This window comes from Marinobacterium iners, from assembly GCF_017310015.1.
GTDB lineage: Bacteria > Pseudomonadota > Gammaproteobacteria > Pseudomonadales > Balneatricaceae > Marinobacterium > Marinobacterium iners.
Genome location: NZ_CP022297.1, coordinates 32351 through 54337, shown reverse-complemented (window position 1 = coordinate 54337; position 21987 = coordinate 32351). Strand labels below are relative to the sequence as shown.

Genomic DNA, 21987 nt, shown 5'->3' with positions numbered 1-21987 from the left:
CCCGGCTGCAGCCGGTTTACAGCCGCACTTCGATCCCGTGTTGGCGCATGTATTCCTTCGCCTGCGGGATGGTGTACTCGTTGAAGTGGAAGATCGAGGCCGCCAGCACCGCATCGGCCTTGCCCAGCGTGCAGCCTTCCACCAGATGGTCCAGGTTGCCCACACCACCCGACGCGATCACCGGCACATGCACGGCCTCGCTGATTGCACGGGTCACGCCCAGATCATAGCCGCTTTTGACGCCGTCCTGATCCATGGAGGTGAGCAGGATTTCGCCGGCCCCGTAGTCGACCATTTTCTTCGCCCATTCCACGGCATCAATACCGGTCGGCTTGCGACCGCCGTGGGTGAAGATCTCCCAACGGTCGGGTTCACCCGGCTGACTCACTTTTTTGGCATCAATCGCCACAACGATACATTGGCTGCCGAATCTTTCCGCGGCTTCGCGCACGAAGTCGGGATTGGTCACCGCCGCGCTGTTGATCGACACCTTGTCGGCACCGGCATTGAGCATGGTGCGGATATCCTCGCAGGTGCGAATGCCGCCGCCTACGGTCAGCGGAATGAACACCTGAGACGCCATCTTCTCCACGGTATGTACCATGGTGTCGCGGCCCTCATGGGTGGCGGTGATATCGAGAAAAGTGATCTCATCCGCGCCCTGCTCATCGTAACGTTTGGCCACTTCCACCGGGTCACCGGCATCACGAATATCGAGGAACTTGACCCCTTTTACCACGCGGCCATTTTCCACGTCGAGGCAGGGGATGATGCGTTTTGCCAGAGCCATCTTGTGTCCTCTTACTTGGCAGTCAGCTGATCGCTCAGCGTCTGAGCCTCAGCCACGTCCAGCGTGCCTTCATAGATGGCACGGCCGGTAATAGCGCCCAGAATACCCTGATCAGCCACTGCTGCCAGTGCCTTGATATCGTCGATGTTGGTCACACCACCGGAGGCGATCACCGGAATACCGGCTTCACGCGCCAGCTCCACGGTGGCGTCCACGTTCACGCCCTGCATCATGCCATCACGGCTGATATCGGTGTAGACAATGGCACTGACACCGTCGTTCTTGAAGCGCTTGGCCAGATCCACCGCCTTCACGTCGGTGACTTCAGCCCAGCCGTCGATCGCCACATAGCCGTCCTGTGCATCCAGACCAACGATGATGTGACCCGGGAAACGCTTGCACATCTCGGTGACGAACTCCGGCTCTTTTACCGCCTTGGTACCGATGATGACATACTGCACACCGGCATCCAGATAGGCCTGAATGATCTCGGCGGAACGAATTCCGCCACCGATCTGGATCGGCAGGTCCGGGTAGGCCTCTGCGATCTTCTTCACGATCTCGCCATTGACCGGCTCACCGGCGAAGGCGCCGTTCAGGTCAACCAGGTGCAGACGACGGCAGCCGGCTTCGACCCATTTGGCCGCCATTTCGACCGGGTTGTCGGAAAATACGGTGGAGTCGTCCATGCGCCCCTGACGCAAACGAACGCAGGCACCATCTTTAAGGTCAATCGCGGGAATAATCAGCATATCGGCTCAGATCCAGAATAATCAGTCAAAAGTTGTCAGGCGAATGTATGGCTCAGGGGCGGCCGTCCCAGTTGAGAAAGTTCTGCAGCAGCTGCAGCCCCACCTTCTGGCTTTTCTCGGGATGGAACTGCACCGCAAACACGTTGTCGCGAGCGATCGCCACATCAAAGTCGACGCCGTAGTTACAGGTAGCGGCAACCAGCTCGCGCTGTCTCGCCTTTACGTAGTAGCTGTGTACAAAGTAGAAACGGCTGCCATCTTCTATGCTGGCCCAGAGTGGATGGTCCTGAGTCTGGTAGACCTGGTTCCAGCCCATGTGCGGTACTTTCAGGCGCTCGCCATCGGCGTCCCTGAGGTCATTGCCGAAGAAGTTGACGCGGCCCTCGAACTCGCCGAGGCAGTCGACACCGTTGTTCTCTTCGGAAAACTCCATCAGCGCCTGATAGCCGACACAGATACCCAAAAACGGCTTGCCCGACGCGATCGCTTCACGCACCTCGGCATCCACACCCAGGCGACGGATCTCAGCCATACAGTCACGAATGGCGCCCACTCCGGGCAACAGAACACGATCGGCACTGCGTACCTGTTCCGGGTCGGCGGTCACCCGCACCTCAACGCCCGGCTGAACATGCTCCAGCGCCTTGGCCACAGAGTGCAGGTTGCCCATGCCATAGTCGATTACTGCGATACTGCTCATGACTTACAGGCACCCCTTAGTGGAGGGCATGATCCCTTCGCCGCGCGGGTCAAACTCCAGCGCCATGCGCAGGGCACGGCCAAACGCCTTGAAAACGGTTTCGGCCTGATGGTGAGTGTTCTTGCCACGCAGGTTGTCGATGTGCAGCGTTACCTGGGCATGGTTGACGAAGCCGTGGAAGAATTCACTGAACAGATCCACGTCGAACCCGCCCACACGGCCCCGGGTGAAGTCCACATGCATTTCAAGGCCGGGACGGCCGGAGAAGTCGATCACCACGCGCGACAGCGCTTCATCCAGGGGCACATAGGCATGGCCGTAACGACGGATGCCTTTCTTGTCGCCCACAGCCTGCTTGAATGCCTGGCCAAGGGTAATGCCGATATCTTCCACGGTGTGATGGTCGTCGATATGCAGGTCGCCGATTGCGCTGATTTCAAGGTCAATCAGGCCATGCCGGGCGATCTGATCCAGCATGTGATCCAGAAAAGGCACACCGGTATCCACATCCAGCTGCCCGGTGCCATCAAGGTTGATTGCAACACTGATCTGGGTCTCCAGCGTGTTGCGGGTTACCTGGGCTTTGCGCTCGGCCATCTTTCTCTCCGCCATGGGTTTTACCAAAACGATCATTATACATTCAACCGTCGCTTAACGGCAGGTTCATTGGCAACTGACAGAATCTGCCGCACAGTTCCGCTATACTCAGACACATTCTAAACCCCAGGGAAAACACAGGGCCAATTTATGAAAGCGATCAAGTTGATAGCCGCAATCATCCTGTTGATCATCGTGCTGCTGGCAGCCGCCGCGGTTGCGATAGTCACACTGGTCGATCCCAACGATTACAAACCCCAGATTCGTGATGCAGCGTTGAAGCAGGCCGGCATCGAACTGGATATTGCCGGTGATATTGGCTGGTCCTTCTATTATCCCTGGCTGGCACTTGAGCTGAACAATGTTGGCGTGGGCTATCCTGAAAAACCGTCACTGGGCCAGCTTGCCCGGGCTGAAATTTCAGTCAGTATTCCGGCACTGCTGGGTGGCCAGCTGCAGATGAATCGTATTCTGGTTGATGGCCTGCAGCTGGAGCTGGTACAGACCGCTGAAGGCAACAACTGGACAGGTGCAGTGGCTACAGAGAGCAGTGCCACCTCGCCATCACAGGAGGCGACCGAGTCTTCGGCAACCGCTGACCCCGGCAAGACCCTTGAGATCGATATCGAGGCGATTGAGCTGAGCAACGCTGCACTGACCTTTACCGATCAGACCAATGACAGCCGCATCGAGCTGAGTGACCTTAACCTGACCACTGGCCGCGTCAGTCTGGACCAGGCATTTCCGCTTGAGCTGAGCTTTGCCCTGCGCCAGTTTGCCGCCGACCAGCTGCAACTGAGTACTCAGGCCAAACTGGATGCTGACATTACGCTGGACCTGGCCCAGAACCGCTACCGTCTGGACAACCTTAACTCCACCCTGAAGCTGATCGAGGGTGCGGCTGTTCCCGCTGCACTCGAGTTTGCGCTTGCTGCCAGCATCGATGCCCATATCAACGAGCAGCAGGTGGACATCACCGGCCTCAGCCTCAAGGCGGACCCGCTGACCCTTAACGGTGACATCAAACTGCGCAACTTCAGCCAGCCCGAACTCAGCGGCTCTTTGCAGAGCAACAGCTTCAACCCGAAGCAGCTGCTGACTCAACTCGGTCAGAGTGCACCGGAAACGGCGGACAGCAACGCCCTGACCAGCGCCTCCTTCAAGGCAACCCTTGGCGGTCAGGCCGGTACAGTACAGCTCAAACCGCTGACTCTGCAGCTGGATGATACCCGCCTGGACGGTGAAGCCAGCTTTGTACTCGATTCTCAGGTGATCGCACTCAAGCTCAAGGGCAACACTCTTGATGCAGATCGCTATCTGCCACCGTCAACCGGCTCAGCCGCCAAAGGGTCGGACGGTACCAGCACCGGTGCTGGTACCGGCAGCAGCTCAACGGCTCGCAGCGCTGGCTGGCCCAAAGACGAGATCATTCCGCTGGAGCCGCTGCGCGCATTAAACCTCAGTGCTGACCTGGATCTGGACAGCCTCAAGGTCAACGACATCAACCTGAGCAAGCTAGGCTTGAGCCTGAGCGCTGACAGTGGCCTGATTCGTCTGACCCGCTTCAGCTCCGGCGTATTTGAAGGCCAGGTCAATGCGACCGCTCGCATCGATGCTCGCAAGGCACCGCTGCAACTGAGTGTCAGTAAACAAATCAGCGGGGTGCAGATCGGCTCGGTGCTGCAGACTCTGGCCAATACCGATGTGATGGCCGGCAAGTTCAATGCCAAGGCCGATCTGAGCATGAGCGGCCAGTCGATCCACGCCTGGGTCAACTCGCTCAACGGCACAGCCAACATGGGTATGGCCGAAGGTCTGATCAAGGGTATCGATGCTGCCCAGTCCATGTGTCAGGGCATCAACAACGTCTCGGCACTCTGGATCAATGCCGAGCAGGTCGACAAAACCACCCCCTTTGCCGATCTGGGTGCCAGCTTCAACATCCGCAACGGTGTGGTCAGCAATCAGGATCTCAAGGCACAGCTGGATGCGATGGCGCTGGCAGGGCGCGGCAGTATCAACCTGCCACAGCAAACACTGGACTATCGAGTTGGCCTGACCATTGAAGACAACCTGTTCAACCAGAGCTGCTCCGTCAATGATCGTCTCGAAGGCGTTGAAGTACCGGTCAACTGCAAAGGCGGTTTCTACGATGAGCCTGCCAAGCTGTGCCGTCTGGATACCAGCTTCATCTCTGACATCATCAAGGCTGAAGCGCGCCGTAAGGTGGAAGAAAAAGTTGGCACTCAGGTGGAAGACAAGCTGAAGGAAAAACTGGGCGAAGAAGGCTCCAATGTACTCAAGGGACTGTTTGGCCGATGACACCTGATCAGTTCCACACGGCCGTGCTGGAGTGGTTTGACCGGCACGGCCGTCATGACCTGCCCTGGCAGGCCGAGAAAACTGCCTACTTCACCTGGATCTCCGAGATCATGCTGCAGCAGACCCAGGTGAAGACAGTGATCCCCTATTTCCAGCGCTTTGTGGAGCGCTTCCCGACCGTGCATGATCTGGCGGATGCCGAGCAGGACGAAGTGCTTCACCTCTGGACGGGGCTTGGCTACTACGCACGTGCACGCAATTTGCACAAGACCGCCCGCATCGTCAGCCGCGAGCAGGGTGGAGCATTCCCGCGCAGCGTCGAAGAGATGGAACAACTGCCCGGCATAGGCCGCTCAACGGCGGGTGCCATTGTTTCGATCTCGACCGGACAGCGAGCCGCCATACTCGATGGCAACGTCAAGCGGGTACTGGCACGTTTTTACGCAGTGGAAGGCTGGCCCGGCACGCCCTCGGTGATGAAAGAGCTGTGGGAGTATGCCGAGCACAATACCCCTTATGAACGAGTGGGTGACTACACTCAGGCAATGATGGACCTGGGCGCAACGCTTTGCACCCGCAGCAAGCCAAGCTGCCTGCTGTGTCCGCTGCAGCAGGGCTGTGAGGCCCGGGCACTGAATCTGACCGACCGCCTGCCATCACCGCGACCGAAGAAAGTGCTGCCGGTAAAACAGACGCTGATGCTGTTGATCCGCAATGAAGAGGGCGAGATCCTGCTGCAGCAGCGGCCGCCCAGCGGCATCTGGGGTGGTCTCTGGAGCCTGCCTGAGGTGGCCGACCTGCGCGATGTGCAGGCTGCGTTGGGACTTGAGCTTGATACAGCCGCAACCGAAGTGTTCGAGCCGATGCGCCATACCTTCAGCCACTACCATCTGGACATCACCCCAGCCCGAGTTGCGCTGAAAGACCCCACAAACTCTGTCATGGAAGGCGCGCCAGCACTCTGGTATAACGTGGACCAACCTGCAAATATCGGACTGGCCGCCCCGGTCAAGCGCCTGCTTGAACGCTACGCCAGCTGAAATCGGAGACAGCACATGACACGCACGGTTTTCTGCCGCAAGTACAAACAGGAACTGGAAGGTCTGGAGCGCGCGCCCTACCCGGGTGAGCTGGGACAGCAGATCTACGACAACGTATCGAAAAAGGCCTGGCAGGAGTGGACCGATCATCAGACCATGCTGATCAACGAGAAGCACTTGAGCCTTATGGACCCGGAAAGCCGCAAGTATCTGCAGCAGGAGATGGAAAAGTTCCTCTCCGGCGAAGACTACGACAAGGCTGATGGCTACGTGCCGCCGGAAAAATAATTCCACCTGCGGGGCTTGACCACCTTCGGGCTTTCCGGTTTAATACGCCCCCGTTGCCCAGATAGCTCAGTCGGTAGAGCAGGGGATTGAAAATCCCCGTGTCGGCGGTTCGATTCCGTCTCTGGGCACCAAGATTCAACAAAAAAGCCTCGCGAAAGCGGGGCTTTTTTGTATCTGCCTGCTACACCTTCAGCGCCTGCCCGTCACCGGAGACCGCAGCTGTTGCACGGACGTACTGCGCCCGCAATAGGTCTGCTGCACCAACTCCTTGGGTACATTCACCATCAGTTCAGACGCGGGCATACCGATCAGGGCGCCCTGCGAAAAGCTGATTCCGAGCCGCAGCACTTCCATCTGAATTTCGGGCGAGTGTACAAACTCCGCCACGGTCTCGATCTTCATGCTGCGGGCAAGGCCAACGATCCCGCGGGTAACCCGACGCGCATTGGTATCACTGTCCAGATTGCGGATCAGGCTGGCATCGATCTTGATCAGGTCCACCTGCAGCTGCAGCAGATGCTCGAAGTTGGAATAGCCGGTACCGAAGTCATCGATGGCAATGCGACAGCCGCGCTGCTTGGCCTGATCGACAAACTCTTTCACCTGATCGTAATTGTCGATACTGTCCGACTCCAGAATCTCGAATATCACCCGCGGACCCACACCCGTTTCGTCCAGCTTTTCAAGAATGAAGCCAGTCAACTCGATATCCTGCAGGTCACCGTAAGCCAGGTTGATCGAGAATTGCAGCGGCGAGTCCTGAAAACGGGCAAAACAGCGCTCCACCATGATACGGGTGATATGACGGTCAAGCCGCAGCTTTCCGGCCACCCCCAGAAAGTGGCCGGGGCTGGCCGGGTTGCCCTCGGCATCCAGCATGCGCACCAGACACTCATACTTGTCGATGCGACCGGTGGTGTTGTTCAGTATCGGCTGATACCAGGCCACCAGCCGCTCGCTGTCCAGCGCCTCGCGCAACTTGCCGGCCCAGATCTGGTTGTGCTCAAACTGCTGCTCCAGCGGCTGCGAGCCGTCATAGACACGATAGTGCAGCCCCTGCTGCCGTGCCTCTCGCAGTGCTTCTTTTGCGTGAATGAACAGACTGTGTTGACGCGGTGCGTCGTACCAGGGCACGGCGGCACTCAGGGTTGCACTGAGGTTGATCTGATGGTTCTGCCAAAATACCGGAGCCTGACGCAGACAGCGCAGCAACGCTTCCAGTTCAGCTTCAATCAGCTCCGGCTTGCGCCTCGGTGCCTGAATCGCAAATTCGTCACCGCTGAGGCGGTAGAGCCGGGTTCCGTGCCACTCCATACTGCTGATATAGCCCTCAAGCCGCAGTGCAACTTCCTTGAGAATGTAGTCACCACAGGCATCTCCAAACAGGCCATTGATCTCCCGAAACCGGTCCAGATTGATCAGTATCAGTGTCACGCCACTCTCGTGCTGCAGCTCCTGCAACAGGCGGGCGCGGTTGGGCAGCCCGGTCAATTCGTCGGTGTAGGAGGCTTTCAGCTCACACAAAGGGGCGGTGACCTTGAACAGAATGGGAGTCGACAGCAGCAGAATCGCCAGACCACCCAGCAGCAGGATACGGTTACTGTTTTCCTGCAGAGGCAACAGCACCGCGTTTACTTCATCTCTTGGAACCGCCGCAGTCAGGCGCAGGCCGGCACGCGTGGTGGCGTAATACAGTTCAAGCGGCTCTCCCGCTATCCGATAGGAGTCATGCTGCATGGAGGCCCGCACCGTTTCGAACATCAGGTGCTGCTCGATCTGGTCCAGTATCGCACCCGACCGGGCCTCGTCCTGCGGCTGTGCCTGACGCCGATCCTGCCCCGAGCTGAGCCAGATTCGCGCACCCGAGCTGAAATCGGCCCTGTTGAGCAGGGCCAGCAGACTTTGCGGCTGCCAGTCAGTGCTCAAAACGCCGATGACACGAGAGCCCTCCAACAGTGGACGAATCAGGCTTATGACAGGCTCGCCGCTGAGTGGGTGAGTGTAAATCGGTGTCCACCAGAAACGGTTCGGGCTCACACTCTCTGTCAGCAGGGACTCCCAGAACTCCTGCCGCACGTCCAGCCCCGCCTGCGCTGAAACGGCCTGGACACCATCCGCTGCACGATAGACCTGAGCACCGCTGAGTGCGCGATGGTCGCCCACTCCATACCATAATCCGACCCCTTCCAGCTCAGGACGCTCCAGCAGGCGCTGCATAAGCTCGGCTTCCTGGCGGTGGCTGGAGCTGTTTTTCAGGCTTTGTCCAAGCCTCGCCAATTCCTGTGCAGCTTGTTCTATCTGCTGCAGGCGGCTGTTGACCCGGTCAAGACTGTTGGTAAAGGCCGTTTCGATCTGGCGCTGATGCAGCTCGGCCAGGGTACGCTGAGAATATTCCAGATTAAGGCGGGACATCACCCAAAGCCCGGCAATGAACAGCCCGATCAGCAACAACAGTCCCCAGATAATCGACTGCTTGAGCGGGGCTGTTGCGCGTGGCCGTCTGGCAAGAAGGCGGGCTTTGGCCCGGTTACTGCTGCCGAAAGTCATCTCGGGTCTCCCATCCCTGTGGCCAGCAGACGAACTGCCGCTGTCCCTGTGGCAAAATGCTGGTCACCATTGTGCAACATGCCAGCGTCATTGGCACCTTGCATGGATCAATGAACCCGTGGAAATATGTGTTCAAAGGGCAACGCAATGACACTGCAAGCCACTATTCTTTACCTTACAGACAACCGATGCGGATGATGCCATGAGCTGCCAATGCGAACAGAATGCCGCTTTTGATGGTGCAACCTCGGCCTATCGACGAGCACTCTGGTGGGTCGTTCTGATCAATGCCGGCATGTTTTTGATTGAAGTCAGTGGGGGCTGGCTGTCCGGTTCCAAGGCACTGCAGGCTGACGCGCTCGATTTCCTTGGCGATACCTTTACCTACCTGATCAGCCTGCTGGTAATCGGCAAGGCCCTGAGCCTGCGCAGCAAGGCCGCCCTGTTCAAGGGGCTGACGTTGGGCCTGATGGGGCTCTGGGTGCTGGGGTCGACCCTCTATCGCGCCTTCTTCATGCTGACACCGGAACCGGTATTGATGGGCAGCATTGCCATACTGGCCTTCTGCGCCAATCTGCTCTCAGTCGTGATTCTGATGAAGTACCGTGACGGCGATGCCAACGTTCGCTCGGTCTGGCTGTGCAGCCGCAATGATGCCATCGGCAACCTGTTCGTGCTGGCAGCCGCGCTCGGCGTCTGGGGCACCGCCAGTGGCTGGCCCGACCTGCTGGTCGCACTAATCATGGCGAGCCTGTTCCTGCACTCGTCATTCCTGATTATTCGTCAAGCCCTGCGTGAACTGCGAACAGGTTATACACATGACTGAAATGCATGGCCGAGCCTGTGCACAGAAGATCACTGCAGCGCTGTCTTCTGAAGGGCCTGTGGACCAACCATCTTGATTGTTATCCCCAGTATCGCTGCACAGAGCTGTGAACAACCTCGGTAAGGTTTTATGACAACCTGCCACAGCCGCCGCCATATAAGGGTTGTGAAAAACTGGTTGTTTACTGTCCAGTTTGCCGAACAACCTGTGCCATACACATTTTACCCACAGGCCGACCGATTTCAGGGCTCATGAGGATTAAGTGGACGCCTTCAGGAAAAGCTGTGTACAACTGTATTTTTGTGGATAAGCATGCTCTGGATCTATATCAATACTCTGTTACCAGACACCAACAAAAGGGTTCAATCCACCTGGTTTAACTGCTAAATTCCCCAACAAATTTGCCGGCGCAAAGTGTCCGGCCACAGGATTTCGGTTTCAGGGAACAAGGAGTACACAAATGGGAAACCACCCTCACCGGCTCAAGGGGCTGGCGCTGGCATGCGCCTTGCTCACGCTTGGCGGTTGTCAAACGCTCTCCAGCAAACAAAGCCTCGACAGTTACAACCAGCAGTTTGCCAACGGTCAGTACCGCGAAGCGGCTGACTTTGCACTCAAATCCGGCGGCATCAATGAACAGGGCGAAAGCAAGAACCTGCTCTGGTCTTTGCAGGCCGGTACCGCTCTCAGTGCCAGTGGCGAGTTTGAGTTCAGCACACGGGTGTTCGACCACGCCGAAAATCTGATGAAAGATGAGGACACCGAAAGCCTCGGTCGCAAGGGGCTGGAAAAGGTTGCCGCCAACCTGGTCAACAACAACCTCAACCGTTACAGCCCAACTGTCTATGACGGTGTCATGGTCAACACCTACAAGGCACTGAATAACATCTTTCTGCAGGACATGCAGAATGCACGCATCGAGTTCAACCGCGCTGCCGACCGACAGCGACGCGCCGAAGAAACCTTCAAATCCCGCATAGCCGAGCAGAAGGAGAAAATGGCAGAGGCCGAAGAGCAGGCAAATACCAACGATGGCCAACCTGCACCGGTAGACTTCGATAAAAGCCGCAAGGCGTCTGAAAACACCATCTACGAAAACTTCCCCGAGTTGAAGGAGTGGCAGGCATACCCCGATTTCGTCAATCCCTACACTGACTATCTGCACGGGCTCTATTTCATGCTGGCCAGCGCTGACCGCGAAGATTACGGCAAGGCACGCCAGTCACTCCGCCGCGTGGCGGGTATGAGCTCTGCCAACTCAGCCGTCAAGACCGACCTGATGGTGATCGACAACCTGCGCCGAGGCAAATGGAGCAAGGGGCGACTGAATCCTGCGGTGTGGGTCATCTTCGAGAACGGTGAAGGACCGATGATCGATGAAACCCTGATCCCTCTGCCGCTGTTCCTGCTCAACGATCAGGTTGAGTACTCTCAGATCGCCCTGCCCAGGCTACAGACACGCAGTCAGGCGTATCCCTATCTTGAAGTCTATGCCGGTGGCAAATCTCAGGGCAAAACCGAGCATCTGGCCAGCATGGATCGCGTCATCCAGACCGAATTCAAACGTGAATTCCCGCTCAAGGTGACCGAGGCGATCGCCAGTACGCTGACCAAAGCCTTCATTCAGTACCAGGCACGCAAGGAAGGCGGGCTGGCCGGCAGCCTGCTGGCCGGAGTCTATCAGGCCGCAACAACCCGAGCCGACACGCGCAGCTGGACCAGTCTTCCCAAGGAAGTTCAGGTTGTCCGCCTGCGCAAACCAGCTGACGGCAAGCTGCAGCTGAAGGCACCGGGACTTGCAGCCCCCGTCGAAGTTGAACTGCCGGATAGTCAGTTTACGCTGATCTACGTAAGAGCCACGACGCCGGGCAGCACGCCCACCTACCAGATCGCAGGATTTGATGCCTGACAAGGCAAGGATGCACCGATGAAAAAAACACTGACCGGCCTGCTGCTTACAGCAGGCCTGCTGGCTGGCTGCCAGACCCAGCCCCAGCAACCCGTTGACTGGCCCCAACTGACCATTGGCCCCAAGGCACGCAGCTACCTTCAGATTGAAGCCGTTCCGGAAGGCATCGCCTCCGGTAACCTGCTGCGCGCCGGAGTACGGCTGTATAACCGAAGCCAATCCGAGCAAACCCTGCGCTACCGATTCAGCTGGACCGATGCCAACGGCTTCGAGCTGCCCGGCATGGCCTCGCGCTGGGAGCAACGTGTTTTGCGCCCGGGTGAACCTGTTGCCCTTGATCGAGTAGCACCCGGCCCGGCCGCAACCTCTTATCGCATCTACCTGTTTGATATCAATACTGGCACCGCCACTCATACACAAGGAATTGAACAATGAGCCATCCGAAACGCAATGCGCTGATCAAGGCACTGGGCCTGACGCTGGTACTGGGCGTCGCCGCCGGCTGTACACCGCAGACGCAGCTGCTGCCATCCGGCAGTGCCAACGAACCGATCACCATGGGACTCAGTGGCAGTGACTTTGAACAGGCCGCCTCTGACGCCGTCCAGTCCATGCTCAGTTCCGGCTCGGTTGATCGCAATGATGGCAAAAAGCACATCATGGTGGTATCCACCGTTCTCAACGACACCATGCAGCGCATCGATACCGATCAGCTGGTGAAGAAGATCCGTGTTGACCTGCTGCGCAGCGGCAAGGTGCTGACCACCACCGCCATCGGCCTCAACGGTGCCGAAGACAAGATGACCCAGGCCTATTCCGAGCTGAGCCAGTCACGCAAGATCGACCGCAGCACTCTGGTGCAGCAGCGACTGACCGCCCCCAACATGAGTCTCTCCGGCAAGATCATCCAGCGCAATAACCGCGTTGATCGTAACAAGCAGCTGGTCGAATATTACTTCCAGCTGACCCTGACCGATCTGGCCAACGGCCTGGCGGTATGGGAAGGCGAAACCCCGATCCGCAAGCTTGGCAGCGCAAAGGGCACTTCCTGGTAACCTACGTAAGGGAATACGAAGATGAAAAAGCTATTCATACAGACCGGGCTGGCACTGGCCATCACAACCGCCATGACACCGATGGTGCTCGCACAGGAAACACCGGCCACCATCACAGCTGAAACCCCTACTACTCTGAGTGATCAGGATGCCGACGCTGTTGCGGTTCAAATCGCCAACAGTGCCGCGCCTGAAGTGCTGGACCCGGGCCTGAAGCTTGAGCAGCTGATCGAGGACTTCGAATACTCCGATGCCGGTCAGGCGTTTCGCAGCCGCCCCGGCATGTTCTACACCACCGCCACTGCCTGGGTGATGGGAACACCGGAAAGCCGTGACTGGGGCAACGCCCGTGTGATGGCTTACAAGGAAGCTCTGCTGAAGGCTCAGGCCAAATACATTGAGTCACTGGGTGTCAGCATCATGGCCGAGAGCATGACCAAGCTCTACAAGGACCCGACCCAGATGCCGCAGTTCTCGCCGGAAGAGCTGCGTGCACCCAACAAGCTGCTGGAAATGCTCGACAAGGCCGTCGCCGTCACCGGCGGCAAGCTGGACAACGAGCTGCGCGAGCTGGGTATTGATCCTGAAGAATTCAGTGCCGCTCCCCGTGAGAAAAGGGCCGTTCTGTTTGAGCGTTCAGTCAGTGAACGGACTGTCACACGTGCGCGCCAGAGCCTGACCGGCGTGATTCCAGTGAAGAGCTGGGAAGCCTATGATGAAAACGGCAATCATGCCGTTGCGGTCGCCATTGTTGCCTCCGAGCGCTTCCGTCAGTTTGTATATGACGTTACCCACAGCAAGGGGGATCTGGCGCCGGACCCATCCAAGGCGCTTTCGATGCCGCTGATCGACATGCTGCGCAAGGATCGTGGCGCGCTGGTGAACGACTTCGGCATCCGTCGCATGTATGACGAGCACGGCTATCCGGTGCTGGTTTCCTTTGGCCAATCCAGTAACCCTTACCGTGGCTCGGAAGCTCAACGCCGTGCAGATGAGCGGGAACTGTCCTATGCCGCCGCGCGCTCCGATGCATACGCCAACTTTGCCTACCTGTTCAACTCCACCGGCTCATCAGAGCAAAGCACCGGGCGCAGCATGAAGCGCCAAACACTGGGGCTGGTGCGGGCGGAGGGCCGTGACGTGACCGAGTCCGAGCAGGAGACCATGGAGTTCGTACAGACCATGGACCAGGAAATCAGCGCCCGCGGCAGCGTTTCCAATCTGCCGGGAACCCGAGAGCTGTTCCGCTGGACTGCCAGCCACCCGATGCACGGTCATGAAATCAACGGCGTCGTGTATCTCTGGCACCCGCTGGCAGAGCAGAATGCGCGCCAGCTGCGTGATTTCAAACCCACACGCAACAACCAGTCAGGTCAGGCCAAGGCCGATGAGCGTCCCACCAACCAGGCCGGTACCAGCCAGAGCCGCAACCTGATGTCGGCTGACGACTTCTGAAGGAGGGGGCCATGCGTAATCTGATCAGAGCACTGATCACCTGTACCCTGTTGGGGTTCGCTACACTGGCGAGTGCGGCAGAGCAGGTGGTCGACGCTACCGGCTACGGCGCCAGCCGCAATCTGGCCATCGCCGATGCATTGGTACAGGGGCTGCGACAGGCGACCGGTGTCAGTATCGAAAGCCGCGAGGTGATGCAGTCACTGGCCGGGCGCGTCAGCACCAGTGATGCCAACGGTGATCAGTCCACCACCTCGTTTGAGGTTGCCCGTCGTGGCGACCTCAGCCTGCAGACCAAAGGGCTGGTTTCTCGTTACGACATTATGGACCTGCAGCAGGAGCCGGACGGCAGTTTCCGTGCCGATGTCAGCGTCCACATTCTGAAGTACGAGAAGCCCGGCCTGCCGGCCGACAGTCGCCGCACCCTGGCGGTGATGCCGTTCCACAGTGACAAGCGCAGCTTCTCACTGCTGGGCGACAACACACCGGTTGCACGCGTGGAGGCCGAACTGCGTAACCGGATTCTGGACCAGTTTACCCAGTCTCGCCGCATGAACGTGCTGGACCGCGAGTTCGGCGCCGAATTCCAGGAAGAGAAGGCGCTCTGGCTCAGTGACGATGCAGCGCTGGCCGAAAAAGCCAAGACCGGTAACGTGCTGGGTGCCGACTACATCGTGGTGGGCAATATCCGCAACGTGCAGAGTACCCGCCACAGCAAGACACTGCAGCTGACGGGTGAGACGATTGTCAGTTACAGCGGCAGCGCCCAGCTGGATTACAAGATCATTCTGGCAGCCACACGCCAGGTGAAGTGGTCCGATTCGATCAACCTGAAGTTCAGCGATGCGGATATCCGCGCCATGCTGAACAAGTATGGTTCTTCTCAGGCGGGCATCACGGCCCAGCTGGCTGACGAGCTGACCCAGAAAGCGCTGGAGAACATCTATCCGATGCGCATTGTTGCCGTTCAGGGCAAAACGGTCGTACTCAACCAGGGGGGCAAAACGCTGAAGAAAGGGGACAGGCTGGATGTCTATTTCCTGGGCGAAGAGATGTTTGACCCCTACACCCGGGAGTCTCTGGGCCAGCTGGAGGAAAAAATTGCAGTGGTTGAAGTCGTGCGTGTAAACCCCAAGACCACCTACACCAAGGTGATCGACGGTGATGCCGAACTGATTGAGCCGGAGTTCATCGTCCGGCGCTGATCAAACTCTCAAGCAAAAAATGAACTGACAAGGTGGCCGAGTCCACCTTTTTTATGCGAGGAACATACGCCATGGCGCCGACCCGGAGATACGCAGCAGCACGCTGAAAAACAGTCAATACTGGCATCGAGATGCCATAAATGACATACAGCCACCTGTATTGCCCTGATCAGCCAACACCCGATATGTCGCTAACATGCTGAAAGTCATGCACTATCATGGATGATGTTCGGGTTGGCACCGGGTTTGCAGTACCCATGACAGATACAGGGTGAACAATACACTCTGTGCTGAACCGATCTGAATGAGGTATCTGCCATGAGTTATGCACATGAAGAGGAAGGCGTAGAAGTAATCGGAGTGGTGCCGTCAATCGCCATGGTACTGGCGGGGTTGGTCGTGGCTATTTTGCCGGCGCTGGTGCAGTTGTATCTGCTGGTCACTGGCTGAACAGATATTGCGACGAGTCAAGTAGAGAGCCCTGATGACATCTGATGTTGTCGGGGTTTCTGCTTATCTGTGGTTTCATCCCTGATGATCAGGAACCTGATCGGGATGGTGCAGATGGGGAGACTCGAACTCCCACGCCCGTGAAGGCACTAGCACCTGAAGCTAGCGTGTCTACCAATTCCACCACATCTGCATTGGGTGTGACGTTTTAATGTGCGTTACCACTCAAATTATCGCTTTCGAAGTGCCTGACATCCTGAGATGAAAGGTGGTGCAGATGGGGAGACTCGAACTCCCACGCCCGTGAAGGCACTAGCACCTGAAGCTAGCGTGTCTACCAATTCCACCACATCTGCTTCGAAAGTGGGGCGCATTATATAGCGCCCCATTGGGCTTGTGAAGCCCGTCTGCGATTTTTAATCCGCTTTTTTTGCCAGGCAACTGCGAAAGCTGTCACTCATGCTCTGCAGATAATCCAGATAACCATCCGCGCTGACGTCAATCGAACGCGCCAGCGGGTCAAGCTCACCTTTGGAAACCGGCAAGCCGCTGATAATTGCGTCCACCACCGCGCTGGTAAACTGGGGTTCGCTGAATACACAGACCGCGCTGGCCGCTTCAAGCTGCTGCCTGATCTGGGCCAGGTGGCGTGCGCCGGGCTTGCGGGCAGGATCAACCGTGAAGTAACCCAGCTGTTTCAGTCCATAGTGTTCAACAAAGCCTGAATACGCATCGTGGAATACAAAGAACCCCGCATCACGATAGGGAGCCAGCTCTTCGGCAATGGCGCGCTCCTTTTGCTGCAGTGCACTGGCAAAGGCTTCATAGTTCTGCTGCAATTGTACCGAGTGCTGAGGCAGTGCCTGTTGCAGTGCCGGCAGTAACTGCTGTGCAATCTCCAGTCCATTCATCGGATCCAGCCAGATGTGTGGATCATTGCCGGCACCATGATCGTGGTGCTCCTCGGCATGCTCATCTGCCGCATGGCTTTCGTGTTCCTGTTCGTGCTCATCATGATGGCCGTCATGGCCGTGATCATGATCGGAGGGCTCAGCCTCCTGATGCAGGTGCGCCTCAAGATCGGGACGCAGTGTTACAATCTCTGCATCGGTGCGCGCCAGTGGTCGCACCATGAACTGCTCCAGTCCGGGGCCAACCCAGATCACGACTTTCGCATCCGTCAGTTTACGCATGTCTGAGGGCTTGAGGGCGTAATGGTGGGGTGAACCCTCTGCCGGCAGCAACACCTCCGGGCTGGTTACACCTTCGGTCAGAGCGGCGGTGATCAACTGCAGTGGCTTGATACTGGTGACAACCTCGGATGCTTGAGCCACGGGCGCCAGTGCCAGGGCAGAAAGCAGAGTCAGTGTCCGCAGGGGGCGGGCAGAATTGTGCAGCATGGTGTAAAGTCTCTTCAGGATGCTTTATAGGTTATAATATAACACATTGAATCGGATGTACCCACGTCATGACGACTGACTCGCTCGCCTTCGCGGCCGATCACAATCACCAGCACTGCATCGATCAGGCACTTACACTCGCTCGGCAGATTTGCCGCGAGCGTCGCCAGCGTCTGACTCCGATCCGTGAACTGGTATTGAAGCTGATCTGGCAGAGCCACCAGCCACTGGGGGCGTACGAGCTGCTGCCGGCACTGGCCGAGGCAGGCTTCAACTCGGCCCCGCCCACGGTATATCGGGCGCTGGAGTTTCTGCAGCAGCAGGGGCTGGTCCATCGGATTGCATCACTGAACGCCTTTGTTGGCTGCCCTCACCCGGAACATCCACATCAGGGCAGCTTCCTCATCTGTCGGCGCTGCCGCTCGACCTCCGAGCTGGACTCAGCCTCGATTCATGCTGCACTTGAACAAAGTGCAGCTGCGCTTGGGTTCCAGGTCGAGCAGGAAACCGTCGAAGTCACCGGTCTTTGTCCCAATTGCCAGCGGCAGGAGCATTCACATGGCTGAACACGGACCAGACCTGGTCAAGCTTGATCAGGTCAGCGTACAGTTCAATCGCCAACCGGCACTGCAGAATATCAGCCTGCATCTGCATGATAACTGCATCACAACACTGATCGGCCCCAACGGGGCGGGCAAGACCACGCTGGTACGAGTCATCCTGGGCCTGATCAAACCTTCAAGTGGCAATGTTTGGCAAAAACCACAGCTCAAGATCGGCTATATGCCACAGAAACTGCATATCGACCGTACCTTGCCTCTGTCGGTCGAGCGTTTCCTCAATATCCCGAGACCGGTTGATCAGGCTCTGATGCTCAAGGCGCTGGAAGATGTCGGCGCAGCCTATCTGCTTAAACATTCCATTCACAATCTTTCCGGAGGCGAGACCCAGCGAGTACTGCTGGCACGCGCGCTGCTGCGTGACCCCGAGTTGCTGGTGTTGGATGAGCCGGTACAGGGGGTGGATCTGAATGGTCAGCTGGAACTGTACAAACTGATTGCCGATATTCGCAAACAACGCAAGTGCGGTGTACTGATGATCTCCCATGATCTGCATCTGGTAATGGCATCCACTGACCATGTGGTCTGCCTCAATCATCATATCTGTTGCTCCGGCAACCCCGAGTACGTCAGCAACGACCCGTCATTTTTGGAGCTGTTTGGTCCGGCACAGGCCAGTGCGCTGGCACTCTACAACCATCACCATGGCCACAGGCATGATGCCCACGGTGATATCATCGTCGACCACCCACAACCTGATAAATGTAGCGAGCATAACTGTGGCTGATTTTCTTATCCTGGCGCTGGCTGGCGGCATCGGCATTGCGGCACTGGCGGGCCCGCTGGGTGCCTTTGTGGTATGGCGTCGCATGGCCTATTTTGGCGATACACTGGCGCACTCGGCCCTGATGGGTATCGCGCTGGGATTCCTGTTTGATATCAACCTGAATCTGGCAGTGGTCGCCTGCTGTGTGCTGCTGGCGGTACTGCTGGTATCACTGCAGCGCCAGCATCTGGTGGCCACCGATACCCTGCTGGGCATCATGGCCCACAGTGCCCTGTCACTGGGTCTGGTCGCGGTTGCCCTGCTGGATAACGTGCGCATCGATCTGATGGAGTATCTGTTCGGTGACCTGCTGGCGATCGCACCGGCTGATCTCGGCTGGATTTACGGCGGTGGTGCTGTCGTATTGCTGCTGCTGTGGCGGTTGTGGAATCCGCTTTTGGCGATCACGATCAATGAAGAACTGGCACAGGTGGAGGGCGTTCCGGTGGCACGGGTGCGCTTGGGCCTGATGCTGCTGATTGCAGTGGTGATCGCGGTTGCCATGAAACTGGTGGGCATCCTGTTGATCACTTCACTGTTGATCATTCCGGCGGCAGCGGCTCGGCGCCTGGCCAATACTCCTGAACAGATGGCGCTGTTCGCATCACTGCTGGGCATGTTGGCGGTGGTCGGAGGAATCAGTGCTTCCTGGTTCTGGGATACGCCCGCCGGGCCATCGGTGGTGGTCACGGCGCTGGTCGAGTTTCTGATTCTGTATTCACTGCCGATGCGCTCGCTGCAGGGCAGATGAGCATCGCGCAACGCTGGCCGGACCGCGCCACCCACCAGCGGGTCTGGTCACTGGCCTGGCCCATGATGCTGTCCAATATCACGGTGCCGCTGCTGGGACTGGTGGATACCGCCGTGATCGGCCATTTGCCCGAACCCCACCATCTGGGTGCAGTGGCACTTGGCGGCATCATCTTCTCCATCCTTTACTGGGCATTCGGATTTTTGCGCATGGGCACCACCGGCATGGTGGCGCAGGCCCATGGCCGCGAGGATGGCGACCGGCTGCGCACGCTGCTGGGCCAGTCGCTGGTACTGGGCGCATGCCTCGGGCTGCTGATCCTGCTGCTGCGCACACCGCTGACCACACTGGCGCTGCAGCTGATGGGGCCCGAACCGGATGTATTGACCGAAGCCACCCGCTATACCGAAATTCGGGCCTTTGGCGCACCTGCGGTGCTGTGCAACTTCGCTCTGCTGGGCTGGTTTGTGGGCATGCAGAATACCCGCATCGCCCTGATTCTGCTGACCAGCACCAACCTGCTCAATATGCTGCTGGACCTGCTGTTCGTGTTCGGGCTGGGCATGAAAGCGGACGGGGTTGCCCTCGCCACGGTGCTGGCCGAGTATTTCAGCCTGCTGCTGGGGTTATGGTTCTGTCGCCGTCTGCTGCTTAAAACCGCGGGGCAGTGGCTCTGGCCTCAGCTACGACGTCTGCGCGACTACAAGGCCCTGATTCAGGTAAACCGCTATCTGTTTGTGCGCACGGTCACCCTGCTGCTGACCTTTGCCTTCTTTACTGCCCAGGGCGCCCAGCAGGGTACGGCGGTACTCTCCGCCAATGCCGTACTGCTGAACTTTCTGCTGCTGATCTCCAATGCCCTGGACGGCTTCGCCCATGCCACAGAAGCGCTGATCGGGCGTGCCGTAGGCAGGCATGACCGAAGTGAATTCAGACAAATACTCAGCTGTACCGCCTTCTGGTCGCTGGTCAGTGCGATTATGCTGACGCTGGTATTCTGGCTCGGCGGCAACACGATCATTTACTTGCTGACCGACATCACTGAGGTACGCGAAATCGCCACCCGCTACCTGCCCTGGGTGATCATACTGCCGCTGATCGGTTGCTGGAGCTTTCTGCTGGATGGTCTTTTTATCGGTACCACTCAGGTCAAGGCGATGCAGAACACCATGCTGTTCTCGGTGTTTTGCGTATTTGCCCCCATCTGGTGGATAGCCCAGCCCATGGGCAATCACGGCCTCTGGCTGGCCTTCATCTCCCTGTTTGCGGCCCGTGGCATCAGTGGTGGCTGGGTGTTTCTGCACATGCATCAACGTAACGTTTGGTTCAGCTGAGCTGGAAAAATCGCTGCTCGGCAACCAGACTTATCCCGAACACAGGCAGGGGAGAACAGAATGCGTATTACACTGACCACCACACTGTTGGCACTGAGCCTGCCGCTGGCTGCCGCGCCACTGGAGCAACTCAAACTACCTGAAGGCTACCGGATCGAGATCGCCGCCGAGGTGCCCAACGCCCGGCAGCTGGCACTAAGCCCCGATGGCACGCTGTTTGTCAGCACACGGCGCGATGGACGGGTGTTTGCATTACAGGATCTTGACGGTGATCAGCGTTACGAAACCCGCCATACTCTGCTTGAACGCCGGCGTCTGCCCAACGGCATCAGCTTTGTAGATGGCGATCTGTATGTGGCCGAACTGACTCAGCTGATCCGGCTTGTCGATGTGGAGTCACGACTGGATCAGCCGCCCAAGCCCGAGGTGCTGCTGGACGACCTGCCCGACATTACGCATCACGGCTGGAAATACCTGAAGCAGGGGCCGGACGCTGCCTTCTATTTCACGCTGGGCGCCCCCTGCAATGTCTGCTTGGAGTCCGACCCGCGCTTTGCCAGCATCATGCGCTTTGACCCTGCTACGGGTGAGGCCGCACCCTGGGCACGGGGTGTACGCAACACGGTAGGGTTTGACTGGCACCCCGAGGATGGCAGCCTCTGGTTTACCGACAACGGACGCGACCATATGGGCGACAACCTGCCCGATGACGAGCTGAACCGAGCCGACCGCGCCGGGCTGCACTTTGGCTTCCCCTTTGTACATGCCGATGGCGTCGCTGACCCCGATTTCAGCAAGGGTGCCGATGCCATCAAAGCAGAGCCTCCGGTGGCGCTGCTTGGCCCCCATGTGGCAGCACTGGGCATGAGCTTCTACCACAACAAGGACGGGGCGTTCGACAACGCGTTCCCCGACACCCCCAATACCACCGCCTTTATTGCCCTGCACGGTTCCTGGAATCGCTCCAGCAAGATCGGCTATGAGGTGATTCGGGTGGATACCGAGGGGGAAGAGGTGACGCAGATTCAGACGTTTGTCAGTGGCTGGCTGCAGGGTGAGCAGGACTGGGGGCGTCCGGTGGATGTGCTGGTACGGCCACAGGGCGATCTGCTGATCTCCGATGACAAGGCCGGGCTGGTGTATCGGGTCTGGTATCAGGCTGACTGAGATCAGCTGACCA

At 58.1% G+C, this 21987-nt stretch carries 21 protein-coding genes and 3 tRNA genes; 16 read left to right on the top strand and 8 right to left on the bottom strand.

The annotated features are described in order from the left end of the window. Positions 1-16: 16 nt before the first annotated feature. Genes hisF through hisB form a run of 4 tightly spaced genes read right to left on the bottom strand, consistent with a single transcriptional unit; the run spans position 17 to position 2839 of the window. Positions 17-790 (bottom strand): imidazole glycerol phosphate synthase subunit HisF, encoded by a 774-nt coding sequence (hisF, locus tag CFI10_RS00235; RefSeq protein ID WP_206837756.1) that lies wholly within the window; start codon positions 788-790, stop codon positions 17-19. An 11-nt stretch (positions 791-801) separates the two neighbouring features. Further along, positions 802-1542 carry a 1-(5-phosphoribosyl)-5-[(5-phosphoribosylamino)methylideneamino]imidazole-4-carboxamide isomerase gene (gene hisA / locus CFI10_RS00230; protein WP_206837753.1) on the bottom strand — a complete coding sequence of 247 codons (741 nt, stop codon included), beginning with the start codon at positions 1540-1542 and terminating at the stop codon, positions 802-804. A 52-nt stretch (positions 1543-1594) separates the two neighbouring features. After that, positions 1595-2242, bottom strand: coding sequence for an imidazole glycerol phosphate synthase subunit HisH (gene hisH, locus CFI10_RS00225; protein ID WP_206837750.1), 648 nt, complete (start codon positions 2240-2242; stop codon positions 1595-1597). A gap of 3 nt (positions 2243-2245) precedes the next feature. After that, positions 2246-2839 carry an imidazoleglycerol-phosphate dehydratase HisB gene (hisB, locus tag CFI10_RS00220; protein WP_091827547.1) on the bottom strand — a complete coding sequence of 198 codons (594 nt, stop codon included), beginning with the start codon at positions 2837-2839 and terminating at the stop codon, positions 2246-2248. A 150-nt stretch (positions 2840-2989) separates the two neighbouring features. Here hisB and CFI10_RS00215 point away from each other — a divergent pair, with 150 nt between their 5' ends. From CFI10_RS00215 to CFI10_RS00200, 4 genes are all read left to right on the top strand, one after another. After that, complete coding sequence (locus tag CFI10_RS00215) at positions 2990-5161, top strand: AsmA family protein (RefSeq protein WP_206837747.1); 2172 nt, start codon at positions 2990-2992, stop codon at positions 5159-5161. Next, positions 5158-6201 carry an A/G-specific adenine glycosylase gene (mutY, locus tag CFI10_RS00210; protein ID WP_206837744.1) on the top strand — a complete coding sequence of 348 codons (1044 nt, stop codon included), beginning with the start codon at positions 5158-5160 and terminating at the stop codon, positions 6199-6201. Before CFI10_RS00215 ends, mutY begins: the two co-directional genes overlap by 4 nt. Positions 6202-6216: 15 nt before the next feature. Then, the gene (locus tag CFI10_RS00205; RefSeq protein ID WP_206837742.1) at positions 6217-6489 is read left to right on the top strand and encodes an oxidative damage protection protein; all 273 of its coding nucleotides are present in this window, start codon (positions 6217-6219) and stop codon (positions 6487-6489) included. A 55-nt stretch (positions 6490-6544) separates the two neighbouring features. Further along, a tRNA-Phe gene (locus CFI10_RS00200) sits at positions 6545-6620 on the top strand. Between the two features lie 58 nt (positions 6621-6678). On the opposite strand, the gene CFI10_RS00195 is transcribed toward CFI10_RS00200, so the two are convergent. Beyond that, positions 6679-9036, bottom strand: coding sequence for an EAL domain-containing protein (locus CFI10_RS00195; protein WP_206837739.1), 2358 nt, complete (start codon positions 9034-9036; stop codon positions 6679-6681). A gap of 202 nt (positions 9037-9238) precedes the next feature. On the opposite strand from CFI10_RS00195, the gene CFI10_RS00190 reads away from it, so the two are divergent. The 7 genes from CFI10_RS00190 to CFI10_RS19300 all read left to right on the top strand — a co-directional run bounded on the left by CFI10_RS00190 (position 9239) and on the right by CFI10_RS19300 (position 15936). Beyond that, positions 9239-9862 carry a cation efflux transmembrane domain-containing protein gene (locus CFI10_RS00190; RefSeq protein WP_206837736.1) on the top strand — a complete coding sequence of 208 codons (624 nt, stop codon included), beginning with the start codon at positions 9239-9241 and terminating at the stop codon, positions 9860-9862. Positions 9863-10322: 460 nt separating this feature from the next. Further along, the gene (locus CFI10_RS00185) at positions 10323-11771 is read left to right on the top strand and encodes a COG3014 family protein (protein ID WP_206837733.1); all 1449 of its coding nucleotides are present in this window, start codon (positions 10323-10325) and stop codon (positions 11769-11771) included. 18 nt (positions 11772-11789) lie between these two features. Next, positions 11790-12206: a DUF1425 domain-containing protein gene (locus CFI10_RS00180; protein ID WP_206837731.1), complete on the top strand. Its 417-nt coding sequence runs from the start codon at positions 11790-11792 to the stop codon at positions 12204-12206. Further along, a complete protein-coding gene (lpoB, locus tag CFI10_RS00175) occupies positions 12203-12826 on the top strand; it encodes a penicillin-binding protein activator LpoB (protein WP_206837729.1) in 624 nt (207 codons plus the stop codon). Before CFI10_RS00180 ends, lpoB begins: the two co-directional genes overlap by 4 nt. 21 nt (positions 12827-12847) lie before the next feature. Continuing rightward, positions 12848-14281, top strand: coding sequence for a DUF6844 domain-containing protein (locus CFI10_RS00170; protein WP_206837727.1), 1434 nt, complete (start codon positions 12848-12850; stop codon positions 14279-14281). Between the two features lie 11 nt (positions 14282-14292). Beyond that, on the top strand, positions 14293-15486 hold the full coding sequence (locus CFI10_RS00165; protein ID WP_206837724.1) for a hypothetical protein: 1194 nt from the start codon (positions 14293-14295) through the stop codon (positions 15484-15486). A 318-nt stretch (positions 15487-15804) separates the two neighbouring features. Next, entirely contained in the window at positions 15805-15936 is a 132-nt protein-coding gene (locus CFI10_RS19300) for a hypothetical protein (protein ID WP_277987734.1), read from the top strand. A 106-nt stretch (positions 15937-16042) separates the two neighbouring features. On the opposite strand, the gene CFI10_RS00160 is transcribed toward CFI10_RS19300, so the two are convergent. From CFI10_RS00160 to znuA, 3 genes are all read right to left on the bottom strand, one after another. Continuing rightward, positions 16043-16129, bottom strand: a tRNA-Leu gene (locus CFI10_RS00160). A 76-nt stretch (positions 16130-16205) separates the two neighbouring features. Continuing rightward, positions 16206-16292, bottom strand: a tRNA-Leu gene (locus CFI10_RS00155). A gap of 60 nt (positions 16293-16352) precedes the next feature. Then, positions 16353-17336: a zinc ABC transporter substrate-binding protein ZnuA gene (gene znuA / locus CFI10_RS00150; protein ID WP_206837722.1), complete on the bottom strand. Its 984-nt coding sequence runs from the start codon at positions 17334-17336 to the stop codon at positions 16353-16355. 68 nt (positions 17337-17404) lie between these two features. Between znuA and CFI10_RS00145 the strand changes: the two genes are divergently transcribed. The 5 genes from CFI10_RS00145 to CFI10_RS00125 are packed head-to-tail and all read left to right on the top strand — an operon-like array spanning position 17405 to position 21974. After that, complete coding sequence (locus CFI10_RS00145) at positions 17405-17902, top strand: Fur family transcriptional regulator (protein ID WP_206837718.1); 498 nt, start codon at positions 17405-17407, stop codon at positions 17900-17902. Next, the gene (znuC, locus tag CFI10_RS00140) at positions 17895-18683 is read left to right on the top strand and encodes a zinc ABC transporter ATP-binding protein ZnuC (RefSeq protein ID WP_206837714.1); all 789 of its coding nucleotides are present in this window, start codon (positions 17895-17897) and stop codon (positions 18681-18683) included. The genes CFI10_RS00145 and znuC overlap by 8 nt, the downstream gene beginning before the upstream one ends. Then, complete coding sequence (znuB, locus tag CFI10_RS00135; protein WP_206837711.1) at positions 18676-19473, top strand: zinc ABC transporter permease subunit ZnuB; 798 nt, start codon at positions 18676-18678, stop codon at positions 19471-19473. Before znuC ends, znuB begins: the two co-directional genes overlap by 8 nt. Then, the gene (locus tag CFI10_RS00130) at positions 19470-20807 is read left to right on the top strand and encodes an MATE family efflux transporter (protein WP_206837708.1); all 1338 of its coding nucleotides are present in this window, start codon (positions 19470-19472) and stop codon (positions 20805-20807) included. The genes znuB and CFI10_RS00130 overlap by 4 nt, the downstream gene beginning before the upstream one ends. Positions 20808-20867: 60 nt before the next feature. Beyond that, on the top strand, positions 20868-21974 hold the full coding sequence (locus CFI10_RS00125) for a PQQ-dependent sugar dehydrogenase (protein ID WP_206837704.1): 1107 nt from the start codon (positions 20868-20870) through the stop codon (positions 21972-21974). The last annotated feature ends 13 nt before the right edge of the window (positions 21975-21987 follow it).

Excerpts from the sequence above, each read along its gene's own strand:
- CFI10_RS00130 (WP_206837708.1), top strand. The coding sequence starts at position 19,470 with ATGAGCATCGCGCAACGCTGGCCGGACCGCGCCACCCACCAGCGGGTC.
- CFI10_RS00165 (WP_206837724.1), top strand. The coding sequence starts at position 14,293 with ATGCGTAATCTGATCAGAGCACTGATCACCTGTACCCTGTTGGGGTTC.
- hisH (WP_206837750.1), bottom strand. The coding sequence starts at position 2,242 with ATGAGCAGTATCGCAGTAATCGACTATGGCATGGGCAACCTGCACTCT.
- CFI10_RS00170 (WP_206837727.1), top strand. The coding sequence starts at position 12,848 with ATGAAAAAGCTATTCATACAGACCGGGCTGGCACTGGCCATCACAACC.
- hisF (WP_206837756.1), bottom strand. The coding sequence starts at position 790 with ATGGCTCTGGCAAAACGCATCATCCCCTGCCTCGACGTGGAAAATGGC.
- mutY (WP_206837744.1), top strand. The coding sequence starts at position 5,158 with ATGACACCTGATCAGTTCCACACGGCCGTGCTGGAGTGGTTTGACCGG.
- CFI10_RS00145 (WP_206837718.1), top strand. The coding sequence starts at position 17,405 with ATGACGACTGACTCGCTCGCCTTCGCGGCCGATCACAATCACCAGCAC.
- hisB (WP_091827547.1), bottom strand. The coding sequence starts at position 2,839 with ATGGCCGAGCGCAAAGCCCAGGTAACCCGCAACACGCTGGAGACCCAG.
- CFI10_RS00215 (WP_206837747.1), top strand. The coding sequence starts at position 2,990 with ATGAAAGCGATCAAGTTGATAGCCGCAATCATCCTGTTGATCATCGTG.
- CFI10_RS00185 (WP_206837733.1), top strand. The coding sequence starts at position 10,323 with ATGGGAAACCACCCTCACCGGCTCAAGGGGCTGGCGCTGGCATGCGCC.
- CFI10_RS00190 (WP_206837736.1), top strand. The coding sequence starts at position 9,239 with ATGAGCTGCCAATGCGAACAGAATGCCGCTTTTGATGGTGCAACCTCG.
- CFI10_RS00125 (WP_206837704.1), top strand. The coding sequence starts at position 20,868 with ATGCGTATTACACTGACCACCACACTGTTGGCACTGAGCCTGCCGCTG.
- CFI10_RS00195 (WP_206837739.1), bottom strand. The coding sequence starts at position 9,036 with ATGACTTTCGGCAGCAGTAACCGGGCCAAAGCCCGCCTTCTTGCCAGA.
- CFI10_RS00205 (WP_206837742.1), top strand. The coding sequence starts at position 6,217 with ATGACACGCACGGTTTTCTGCCGCAAGTACAAACAGGAACTGGAAGGT.
- lpoB (WP_206837729.1), top strand. The coding sequence starts at position 12,203 with ATGAGCCATCCGAAACGCAATGCGCTGATCAAGGCACTGGGCCTGACG.
- CFI10_RS19300 (WP_277987734.1), top strand. The coding sequence starts at position 15,805 with ATGAGTTATGCACATGAAGAGGAAGGCGTAGAAGTAATCGGAGTGGTG.
- CFI10_RS00180 (WP_206837731.1), top strand. The coding sequence starts at position 11,790 with ATGAAAAAAACACTGACCGGCCTGCTGCTTACAGCAGGCCTGCTGGCT.
- hisA (WP_206837753.1), bottom strand. The coding sequence starts at position 1,542 with ATGCTGATTATTCCCGCGATTGACCTTAAAGATGGTGCCTGCGTTCGT.
- znuA (WP_206837722.1), bottom strand. The coding sequence starts at position 17,336 with ATGCTGCACAATTCTGCCCGCCCCCTGCGGACACTGACTCTGCTTTCT.
- znuC (WP_206837714.1), top strand. The coding sequence starts at position 17,895 with ATGGCTGAACACGGACCAGACCTGGTCAAGCTTGATCAGGTCAGCGTA.